15 protein-coding genes are annotated in these 9,331 nt (G+C 36.7%); 12 read left to right on the top strand and 3 right to left on the bottom strand.

From position 1 onward, the window contains the following. From ACU5DF_RS23460 to ACU5DF_RS23440, 5 genes are all read left to right on the top strand, one after another. On the top strand, positions 1–208 hold a 208-nt coding region (locus ACU5DF_RS23460; RefSeq protein WP_446714339.1), incomplete at its 5' end, for a hypothetical protein. Further along, positions 201–920 carry a hypothetical protein gene (locus ACU5DF_RS23455; protein ID WP_446714333.1) on the top strand — a complete coding sequence of 240 codons (720 nt, stop codon included), beginning with the start codon at positions 201–203 and terminating at the stop codon, positions 918–920. The genes ACU5DF_RS23460 and ACU5DF_RS23455, both read left to right, overlap by 8 nt. Next, entirely contained in the window at positions 920–1,270 is a 351-nt protein-coding gene (locus ACU5DF_RS23450) for a hypothetical protein (protein ID WP_446714332.1), read from the top strand. The genes ACU5DF_RS23455 and ACU5DF_RS23450 overlap by 1 nt, the downstream gene beginning before the upstream one ends. A 693-nt stretch (positions 1,271–1,963) precedes the next feature. Continuing rightward, entirely contained in the window at positions 1,964–2,464 is a 501-nt protein-coding gene (locus ACU5DF_RS23445) for a hypothetical protein (RefSeq protein ID WP_446714338.1), read from the top strand. Further along, on the top strand, positions 2,427–2,837 hold the full coding sequence (locus ACU5DF_RS23440) for a hypothetical protein (protein ID WP_446714337.1): 411 nt from the start codon (positions 2,427–2,429) through the stop codon (positions 2,835–2,837). The genes ACU5DF_RS23445 and ACU5DF_RS23440 overlap by 38 nt, the downstream gene beginning before the upstream one ends. A gap of 436 nt (positions 2,838–3,273) precedes the next feature. Here ACU5DF_RS23440 and ACU5DF_RS23435 read toward each other — a convergent pair whose 3' ends face one another. After that, a complete protein-coding gene (locus tag ACU5DF_RS23435) occupies positions 3,274–3,561 on the bottom strand; it encodes a BrxR family helix-turn-helix transcriptional regulator (protein ID WP_446714330.1) in 288 nt (95 codons plus the stop codon). A 14-nt stretch (positions 3,562–3,575) separates the two neighbouring features. After that, on the bottom strand, positions 3,576–4,223 hold the full coding sequence (locus ACU5DF_RS23430) for a recombinase family protein (protein WP_446714329.1): 648 nt from the start codon (positions 4,221–4,223) through the stop codon (positions 3,576–3,578). A gap of 460 nt (positions 4,224–4,683) precedes the next feature. Here ACU5DF_RS23430 and ACU5DF_RS23425 point away from each other — a divergent pair, with 460 nt between their 5' ends. The 7 genes from ACU5DF_RS23425 (at position 4,684) to ACU5DF_RS23395 (ending at position 8,788) form a co-directional block, all read left to right on the top strand. Then, positions 4,684–5,004, top strand: coding sequence for a hypothetical protein (locus ACU5DF_RS23425; protein ID WP_446714328.1), 321 nt, complete (start codon positions 4,684–4,686; stop codon positions 5,002–5,004). 88 nt (positions 5,005–5,092) lie between these two features. Further along, a complete protein-coding gene (locus ACU5DF_RS23420; RefSeq protein ID WP_446714327.1) occupies positions 5,093–5,692 on the top strand; it encodes a ParA family protein in 600 nt (199 codons plus the stop codon). Positions 5,693–5,706: 14 nt separating this feature from the next. Beyond that, a complete protein-coding gene (locus ACU5DF_RS23415; RefSeq protein WP_446714326.1) occupies positions 5,707–5,931 on the top strand; it encodes a hypothetical protein in 225 nt (74 codons plus the stop codon). A gap of 245 nt (positions 5,932–6,176) precedes the next feature. Beyond that, positions 6,177–6,434, top strand: coding sequence for a hypothetical protein (locus ACU5DF_RS23410; protein WP_446714325.1), 258 nt, complete (start codon positions 6,177–6,179; stop codon positions 6,432–6,434). Between the two features lie 111 nt (positions 6,435–6,545). Continuing rightward, positions 6,546–7,136 carry a hypothetical protein gene (locus ACU5DF_RS23405; protein WP_446714324.1) on the top strand — a complete coding sequence of 197 codons (591 nt, stop codon included), beginning with the start codon at positions 6,546–6,548 and terminating at the stop codon, positions 7,134–7,136. Positions 7,137–7,396: 260 nt separating this feature from the next. Continuing rightward, the gene (locus ACU5DF_RS23400) at positions 7,397–7,807 is read left to right on the top strand and encodes a hypothetical protein (protein ID WP_446714323.1); all 411 of its coding nucleotides are present in this window, start codon (positions 7,397–7,399) and stop codon (positions 7,805–7,807) included. A gap of 123 nt (positions 7,808–7,930) precedes the next feature. After that, positions 7,931–8,788, top strand: coding sequence for a DUF2971 domain-containing protein (locus ACU5DF_RS23395; protein WP_446714322.1), 858 nt, complete (start codon positions 7,931–7,933; stop codon positions 8,786–8,788). A 91-nt stretch (positions 8,789–8,879) separates the two neighbouring features. Here ACU5DF_RS23395 and ACU5DF_RS23390 read toward each other — a convergent pair whose 3' ends face one another. Beyond that, positions 8,880–9,323, bottom strand: a complete 444-nt coding sequence (locus tag ACU5DF_RS23390; protein WP_446714321.1) for a GIY-YIG nuclease family protein — start codon at positions 9,321–9,323, stop codon at positions 8,880–8,882. Between the last annotated feature and the right edge of the window lie 8 nt (positions 9,324–9,331).

Raw genomic sequence — 9,331 nt, 5'->3', positions numbered from 1 at the left:
CATTTTGATTGCTGCGAATGATTTTCGTAATCGTTATTGCAAGCGCGTAAAGTTAGACATTAACGAAGTGAAAACAGATGTGCCACTTACGCGACTGTGGGCAGATGACTATGTAGATCAGAAGGTTTTGGATCGACAAGAAAAAAACACGCTGAAGCTTCGTAGCCAACTTCGTGCTCTATTAAAAAAAGCGATTGAGCATGAGTAAAGACTACGATGAAGACAAAAGTCTTTATGAAGAGCAGCATAAAGCTGCTTGGGTAAAAAACAATCTAGCTCAATTAGCTGAAAAAGAGCAAGGGTTCTTCGCTGCGTCAATTGCGTTGATTGTCATTGATCGTAACTTGTTTAACTCAGAGTATTTGTCGATTATTGATGCGCTCATTGTGAAGCATGTGACTGAGTCTAAACGCGACATATCAGCAGAAGAATTGGATCACGAGTTTAAAGCTGTTTGGACGAAGCTTGTACAAAGCATCGCGTTCTTCTCGAAGATTGATCAAGTAGAGACTATCTCTAATGCGATTGAGCAACGTGATGATATTGCGCTTGCAACTATCTCAACAGCATTCGCTCAGCAAATGCAACGTGTGTTAAGCGAGTACGTGAGAGTCTATGACAAAAAACGCACACCAACGTTAGATCAGTATGTCGCTAACGATGAAGAGCGTCTAGCTTTTCAAAGTTTTGTTGTGAACAAAATAGCTCAAGATTTGCCAAGTTTGCGCTTTGCGTCAACGCGAAAGTTATTTTTCTATGAGAGAGCTAAACCTTACATTTTTGACGCTCTGTATAAGCGAGAACTGTACTATCTTAAGTTGATACGTGAATTGACGCGCAATGCTGAAGATGATGAGTTTCGAGAGCTGAAAAAGTCATTTAAGCAGCAAGCTAATGAGCTTAAGAGTCATTCAGTTTAATGATGCAGCCAATTTTTAAGAGTGAGTACATTAACCACGTCACTAAATGTGACGTGGTTAATGTTGTGAAGACGTACTTAAAGCAATCTCTATTGTGTGAAAGCACGAAGCATCAAGAGCAACAAGCATTGATATTATCAGCAGCAACCAAAGCGGCGGACTATCATAATTTGACTGTTTCTGACGTGCTTAAAGCTATTGATGATGTAGAACTTAACTTGTTATTTGTCGTTAAAGTAGAGAAGAAACAAAGTTCATATAAGTCTGAAGCTCAAAAAATTGGAGAAGAAATAAGAGTAAAAATCCAAAATCGTTTAAAAAATAGCCAAACTGAGTTTGTTGTCAATTAAATCAATCATGGTTTTTTTCGATTGATTAAGGTAAATTAATTTGTTTTCCCGATTAATGGTTGGTTGGTGTATGTTTTTTAAGCATTACGTGTAATGTGTTAAACTTGAAATTAAATCCAAGTTTTCCCAAATATCCAAGTTTTCTTGGATTTCTCGCATTTTCTGGGTTTTCGTCTGTTGTCTGGACGTTTTATGCTAGTGACTCGTATTTTTTGTGAGACGTTACTCAATTTGACGCAGTTAGAATTATTAATTTTTAAATTTTGCGCATTTTCAGTGATGTGCTAATATCAATTTTAGATTTAGTCGTGCTGCATTTCGATGTGATATGACGAAATGAAAACGCTCTTAAGCGCGGTGTGGTAACCACGCTTGGTCGAAGAGGGTAAAAAATGACAGCAAAAAAACCGCTTATTCGATGGGCGGTTTTTTTGTATCTGTAATTTGTGCTTGTTGTATTCTATTTGCTTGTTGTATTCTATTTGAATCTAGAAAAGGCCACCAACCTTTGTCGCGTTTTGCGCTAGAACTACATCGAAGATAAAATAATGATTAGACAGAATCCCCCTGTTCGCTCCGTCGAACTGAAAATAGAATCCCAAAACAATTTCAAACCATCAATTTTGAATCGATACGCACACCAGGTGTGTGATTTGTCATATTCAAAATTTGAAGCGTTTGGAGTTGTTTATCATGCTTAAATCAATTACGACTCATTCAAAAGCTAAATGGCATCCGCAAGAATCTTTAGATGAAAATGGCGATCTACTCGCTGTTTCTGATAGAAAGAAAAAGCACATACCCACTTTAAATCGCAAAGTGTTTAACACTATTGAAAAAAATGGTGTTTGGATTAGTGGCCTGTGGCCACAGTTAGTGCACCGTTTAATTGAGGTTGGTATGCGTAAGTACAATCTATCATTTAGAGAAGTGCATAAGCGTAATATCGAAAATACACTACGCTGGATTTCTTACAACTCAGACACAGTTACGGGTTGTATTAATGTAACTAGATTATGCATTGAAATCGGCAAAGAAATTGGTGTATCAAGTTCTACTATTTCAGTAATCATGAAGGAATTAGTGGTCATGGGGTTGCTGTACGAACCTGAGCATAGCGGACAATCAATGCAAGATATTTTGCATGGATGGACGTTTGCCACGAACGCTATGCACCACGCCGTTGTTCTATGAGATTTTAGGCGTTAAAAATGATGAACTTGAGCGTTTACGCTCTATTGAGATCGAACGTCGAAAAATAGAAGCGGCTAAACGTCACGAACAATATGATGCTGACATCGCACTAAAAGCCTACTGTCATAGTAATATTCTGCGAATTTGGGAATATCGACATGCAAAAACTACGTCGAGTTATAGAGTGAAAATAGCTGATATGAATGCTGTAGATCGCATTGCCTACATTTCTCGTAAGTTAGTTGAACGAATTAGATCGAAAGGTTGGCAATTAAATACTGACGCAGTAAACATAACTAAGATGGCTAATAATCTTCTACGTAGAATGGGCTTATCTGTACTTAAATCTGAGTTAACCCCTCCAATACCTTAAATTAAGTTATCCTGTCACGCTCTTAGCTGAGTGGGCATTGTCACATCTAAAATTTGTAGCGGTCATAAAATAGCCATAAATCAGTATTAAAACATTATCATTTACTTAACTTAAGCCTCTTCTTCGCCACGTTCTTTTATACTTATACATACAAGTCGGAATAGCCCTCTGATAATATAAATATAGCCCCTTTCTAAACCCTGCTAATATTCTTTTACTTATATTATTCAAATATATCTTATTCCGTCGAAATCGACTGTGGATAAAAAGAATATACAAATGAAGCGGCCTCTCGACTGCTACGCAGTGAGGCCTTTATCGTTGCTGTAAGTGCTTTTTGTCATTCGACAGTTAAATTCATTGCACTATGAAAGATCGTAGCTTTTATCGCTTCGCGATGGTTCTAGCATGAAGCAAAGCTATTTTTTAAGAACTCTTAAGTAAATGTGCCAAACACAACTTCTAAAGATTTGATAAAGCTCTCGGCTTCATCTTCATTTAAAAACTGAGGCTTAAATGAGTCACTGACAATATATTTTCTCTTTCCAGGTACATAACTCATAGAGTTTGGATTTTGATTTAAGTAAATCTGAAAAAGAGTACTTACTTTTTGTCTTCCAAGCCCAACGTATTTGTAAACGTCTCTACTCGTAACGTGCCCATTTTTTATAAGCAACGCATCAATAAGCTTTAGTACTACATCGTCTAATAGTGCTCTAGACATATTTACTCCTTTTTTTACACATCAATATTCATTTGATTTTCAATTGCAACACCGGCTTCTTTGCGAGATTTTGCGACCTTGGCTATCGTTGCTCTACTACAGCCAACAATATTTTGTATTTTTGACCAACTCACGCTAACTGTGAGTAAGTCATTCACTTTCTTATGTAGTTCAGAATCTACAGGGCGGCCTCTGTACTTACCTTCTTTGACTGCTTTCTCGATACCTTGCCTTTGTCTTTTCTGACGAGTTTCATAATCGTCACGAGCCATTGCAGCGCCTAGATCTAGCATGAACTCAGTAAGTGCTTGCTGTATTGCACTTGTTGCTTGATTCTCAGTTAAAGCGGCATGCGTCATCGGCTGATCTGCTGCAACAATTAATAACTGCTTATCATTAATCCTCGCTTTCAGTGTGCGCCACTCTTGGAACGGTAGTCGAGTTAATCGATCCATTTTTTCTACGAGCAGTACATCTCCTTTTTTCGCGTCATTAATTAGCCGGTTCAGCTCTGGACGTTCTAGATTAGTGCCACTTATGTTTTCAATGTAAGTATTCGCTATTTGTTGCTTGTGACATTCAACAAGCATGTTTAGATCTTCAATAGCACGAGTAGCATCTTGTTCACTTGTTGATGCTCGTAGATATGCTCGAATAAACATTGCGGCCTCACTGGTCTGTTTTAAGTGGTTTTAAATATATAGTCTGTTTTAAGTCAAGTCAATATTTAATGAACCAGTATTATGAGCGTATATAGTTGGTCTGGTTTAAGTATACTTATAATGAACCATAGAATTATGAATATAGTCAGATAAATATAAAGAAGTAGGTTCACAAGTTACAACTTATGAACCTACTGCTTAAAGTGAACTTCTTTTTTTCTTCACGCGAATCAGAAGCTAAGATGGTTACTTATATGCACCAACGCTGCGAATGAGAGAAAAAATCGTAATTGGAGGACGAAAGGAACATTACACGACAAGAGAACACGCTTCGAAAATAATTGGGAAATGCTGCGATCGACTAGATGTTGAGGGCTATTCGTTTTAAGAAAAATGTTTGGCTTGATTTGATTATGTAACTACTCTATTAGTACTTACCAATTTTTTATAGGTTGTATATATGAGTTCTCATAACGAGTTAGCATCGATGAGCGAACAACGAGCTGCTAGTCGAGAGTATCAAAAGAAACACAGAGCCAAAACGCTTGTTAAATACTCAAATGACAAGAAGTTAATTGATAGTTTTTCTGATGATGAGCTTTTTCAGTTTGTGACCGGTGCAACAACGGATCAAGTATACGATGTCCGTCCTGGTCTTCACTCTATGAAAGTTAATTCATACGAGTACGCTTTAATAAAAGCCGCTGCGAAAAAAAGAGGGTGCAAGAGTAGTCGTGATTTACTGATCTCTTTCTGTAAAGAAGTTTTAAGCGATGACTAAAAATGTATCTTATTTTTACTAGATATTATTTCCCATATGAGATATAACTTTTTACACTTAAAATTAAATTCAAAGTGAGTGTAAAAACGTGTCTATATTGTGTATTGCAAATCAAAAAGGCGGAACAGGAAAAAGTAGTGTAACGCTAAATATGATCCCACTATTTAAGCCTGATTTCATTATTGATGCTGACGTTCATCGCGGCATCAGTCGTCTATTAGCATTGGGAGCAAATGAAATCGAAGTGAGAATACCAACTTCAAAAAATGAAATATTAAAGTGGTGCGACGAAGATAAGCGAATTTTAATTGATTGTGGCGGCTTTGATTCAGACATCACGCGTTATTGTATATCTCAAGCTGATCATATTCTCACTCCGACGTCTGATGATCCTACCGACCAATTTGCGTTAGTTGAGTTTGATAAAACTATGCGAGCCGTGAGCAAAATGGTTAATGAGTCTCTCATTGCTCATGTTGTGTTAAATCGTGTGCATCACAGTCGAAAATCATTCCCAGAAATCACAGCGCTGATTTCTGAGCTTTCTAATTTGTCACTATTAAAAACAACTATTCAAGCAAGTAGCCTAATACCAAAATCAGCATTCAAGGGTAGCCACACGACTGATAAAAAATTGACAATGAAATTTAAAGACTTATACTCAGAACTAAACACGTTTCAAGTATAAAATAAGGTTTAAAAATGGCAAAGCGTAGCATTGAAATTAATGAAAGTGCAAAGCTGAATACTGCGATAACAACGCAGAGTGTAGAAGAAAAAACAACGTTTGATATGAGTCTTAGAAATATGCCCAAGGCACTTAGAGAAAAATTCAAGCGACTTAAAGCTGAGGGTAAAGCCACTGGATCAATGAATGATTACATGCGAAGAGCATTTATGGAGCAATTAAAGCGAGACGACATTTAACAGAAACAAAAAAGCCGCTTGTGATGCGGGAACATCTCAAGCGGCACATTAATTAACAATTATGAGGCTAATTAACATGAGAACAATATCACTTTACGATTTAAAACGCATCAGTCATCTTTTGACTAAATCACAAATCATTCGCCTGTTTTCATTCATCGAAGTATGAATAATGCTAGAATTATTGGTAAGTACTAATAGTAAGTACTATAATATTTTTTTATCAGTAAGTTGGCGCTTTAAATATGAATAATAAAGAATTAACAGAGTTGGTTTTGATGACGTGTGATGATCTAACGTTTGATGATGTGCAAGAGATTGAGTTTGACGATCAATTTAATGCTGATGCAGATTTTTTGAAAGCGAGGACTGATTTCATCGCGAAACGTTTTGAGGTTTCAGCTTCGAAAGTGACTCAAGCAGTTTCAGAAAACATTGATATTGTAAGACATGAAATCAGCAAGATTGTTAAAACAATTAATTTTGATTTTGAACCGGCTTAATCAGCAACTGTACAATCAAAAGCCTATCACTTAATCGTGATAGGCTTTTTTTGTCGCTCAATTTAAAGTGATCTTTTAAGTTTTAAGTTTTAAGTTTTAAGGAGTTGAGCGATGACGATCTATTGCGGAGTCCGTGCCGGTGACGGTATTTCAGAGTTTTACAAAGCCACGTTGATGCAAAACATAAAAGGAATAGGGCCAGTAACAGTCGTGGGCTACATGAGTGGCGAAACCTCTATTGAAATGAATCAACTGTGGGAAAGCCCATTCGAGGGAGATACTGCAGGAAACGCAGGGGGCAAGGAAAAGGTAGCACAAGTCGGTCAAACGCTCGTGGGTATGACAACAAAAACATCATGGAACTCAAAAATGGTGTGGGGAGGAGCTGAAGCGTTAACTTTTAACATCAAACTACAATTCATAGCTTATTCTGATGCAAAAATTGAGGTTAACGACGCAATAAAGTATTTAATGATGATGAGTTCTCCAAGTACTGGCCTAACGCCACTCCAAGCCGTCCCGGGTGCAGTTAAACTAAATCTGGGGCGCAGAATATTAACTGACGTGTATATAAAATCAGTTTCTTACAATGAAGCTGCCCCAAAAACGGAAGATGGTTTTTTTACTCACAACGAAATTGTGCTCGAATTGAGCGTTGATGGCGCACTTAATGCGAGTGAAGTAGCTGTAGTTTTTAAATAAGTGTAACGAATTACAAAAGTGTAATGAACATTACAGAAATTACACTTTTTTTACAAAAATTACAGATTTTAGTGGCATAGTTTGTCTGATTAATTATGATTTTTTGGTGACAGTGTCACGCAGTAGAGGATGGTCATATTTTTCTCAGTTCCGCATAATTAGAGTTATGCGGAACTGAGAATAGTTTGAGGTTGGTTTTTTTTGATAAACGAGTAAAACAAGCAGCGTATTTGAGCAATTACGAATGGAGTGTTAGAAAAATGATTACAGTAGAAAAGATTCAAACGTTAATTGAGCAACAATTAAAATCTTACGACGAGCAAGCAAGCGGCCAAGTTATCGAAGTTAAGCAATTGATACGCGCTCAACAAGTAGCATTAATTGAGTTGCAACAAGCTATTGCAAATATTGAATCTCAAAAAGAAGTAGCAACAACAATTAATTTTTACACTGATTCGCTGAAAAAGATCGTAAACGTTATCAACAATGCTGATTCAACTGAAGCGAATATGCTAGCTGCTGATTATTCAGTGCAACAAGCACAATTTGAAGGTCAGGTTTTGACTGAAGATGATGCAACTAGATACTTATCTTTATTAGAAAAATTGGGTGCTAAGTTTGATTTACAAACAGCGCTGAGATGTGGACAGAACCTAGTTTCGAAAAATTGAACATGAGAGACTCATAGATAGTTGTTTATTGTGGAATGGAACGAGCCTAAAACAGTTAACCAATTGACTGCTAAAAATAAATCGGTAATGTTAGGTTAAATTTTAAATAAATTGGTCAGTTCAATGCCTAGCGAAATGCTATACCGATATAGATCATTCAATGAGAACACGCTTAGTGAGATTGATAACAATGAACTCTGGCACTCACATGTTAGCGGACTCAACGACCCATTTGAACACACGTTCGAGTTTGATTGGTCAGAGATCACTTTAAGTAATTTCGTAAACATCAACAATCACTTAAAACTGTTCAATCAATCTACAGTTGAACAAGCCTATTGCACTAACCAACAGTGCAAGCTTTTTAGCGCTCTAAAAGAAACTTTGGAAACTCAAATAGAGCAACTTGAGAATTATACTACCAATACATATGTATGTTGTTTTAGCAAAACTAACGACAACCCTATGATGTGGTCACACTATTCCAATGGAATGACTGGCCTTTGCCTTGTATACGATAAAACTAAGTTACAAAAAGATGGAGAGCCATTTGGTTTGAGGGAAGTTACCTACAACAAAACCACAAAAAAAATTGGCTATCAAGACATTGAGTCACAAGCTGTAGCTTTGGGTAAATGTTTTGACTTTGCAACAGGAAGTATGTCCAGGTATGTGAACTCCACTTCTTCTTTACGTAACCTTCAGCATGTTTACCAGAAGCATACTCGATGGGACTATGAAGAAGAAATAAGGCGAGTATTATTTGAAGTTGAAGACAATGTCACAAAATCAGGAGAACTCATTAAGATACCAAACAACTCTTTAAGGGCGGTAATAGTAGGTTCCAAAATGTCTCATCCTAATAAAGCTAAAATAGTCAGTTTATGCAAGAGTAAGGGTATCCCAGTTTATGAAGCCGAGCCTATCAGGGATAATTACTCTGTCATTGTTGGCTCACAGGATCTTCGAGAGGAACAATAGCGTTTATTCTTAAAATAGTTACTTAGTCTAAATGTTCATTAGGAAAATTAGGTTAAGTCGCGAGCACCAAGGAGCATTCCATCAACAGCTTCTAAAAATGTATTGGGGAAGTAGCATTTAAGTAATCCAACATATTAAATTGCTCAAACCAATCTTTACTTTGTGTAGAGTCAATTCTCCCTTCAGTATATTGTTTAATTGCAATCGTTTCTGGTGACACGGCTTTATCCATAAGCGAATTAACGTCCTTTAGCAAAGATAAAGGTTTAGGGAAGACTAAGAATTTAGATACAACAAAATCAGTCACCTCTTCAGTTTCATTGAACCATTCAAGATGAGAGTGGCTTAATTTCAATATAGGATGTATTTCTCTGTCAGAACCAAAATAACCATAATGCACACCTATAATTTCTAGTTCATCGGCGGAACCAGTTTGAAGAGAAGCTAGTCGACTAAACAACGTATCTCTATTAGATTCTCCTATCTTAATTTTTTTTAACGTCTTACTTCGTAAAGCATAAATCAACTTGCCCATTTTTTATT

The organism is Aliivibrio wodanis (assembly GCF_052920805.1).
Note: the sequence above shows the minus strand (reverse complement) of the source record. Positions and strands in the feature narration are given on the sequence as shown.

Coding starts and splice junctions, on each gene's coding strand:
- ACU5DF_RS23455 (WP_446714333.1), top strand. CDS start 201: ATGAGTAAAGACTACGATGAAGACAAAAGTCTTTATGAAGAGCAGCAT.
- ACU5DF_RS23450 (WP_446714332.1), top strand. CDS start 920: ATGATGCAGCCAATTTTTAAGAGTGAGTACATTAACCACGTCACTAAA.
- ACU5DF_RS23445 (WP_446714338.1), top strand. CDS start 1,964: ATGCTTAAATCAATTACGACTCATTCAAAAGCTAAATGGCATCCGCAA.
- ACU5DF_RS23435 (WP_446714330.1), bottom strand. CDS start 3,561: ATGTCTAGAGCACTATTAGACGATGTAGTACTAAAGCTTATTGATGCG.
- ACU5DF_RS23430 (WP_446714329.1), bottom strand. CDS start 4,223: ATGTTTATTCGAGCATATCTACGAGCATCAACAAGTGAACAAGATGCT.
- ACU5DF_RS23425 (WP_446714328.1), top strand. CDS start 4,684: ATGAGTTCTCATAACGAGTTAGCATCGATGAGCGAACAACGAGCTGCT.
- ACU5DF_RS23415 (WP_446714326.1), top strand. CDS start 5,707: ATGGCAAAGCGTAGCATTGAAATTAATGAAAGTGCAAAGCTGAATACT.
- ACU5DF_RS23410 (WP_446714325.1), top strand. CDS start 6,177: ATGAATAATAAAGAATTAACAGAGTTGGTTTTGATGACGTGTGATGAT.
- ACU5DF_RS23405 (WP_446714324.1), top strand. CDS start 6,546: ATGACGATCTATTGCGGAGTCCGTGCCGGTGACGGTATTTCAGAGTTT.
- ACU5DF_RS23400 (WP_446714323.1), top strand. CDS start 7,397: ATGATTACAGTAGAAAAGATTCAAACGTTAATTGAGCAACAATTAAAA.
- ACU5DF_RS23395 (WP_446714322.1), top strand. CDS start 7,931: ATGCCTAGCGAAATGCTATACCGATATAGATCATTCAATGAGAACACG.
- ACU5DF_RS23390 (WP_446714321.1), bottom strand. CDS start 9,323: ATGGGCAAGTTGATTTATGCTTTACGAAGTAAGACGTTAAAAAAAATT.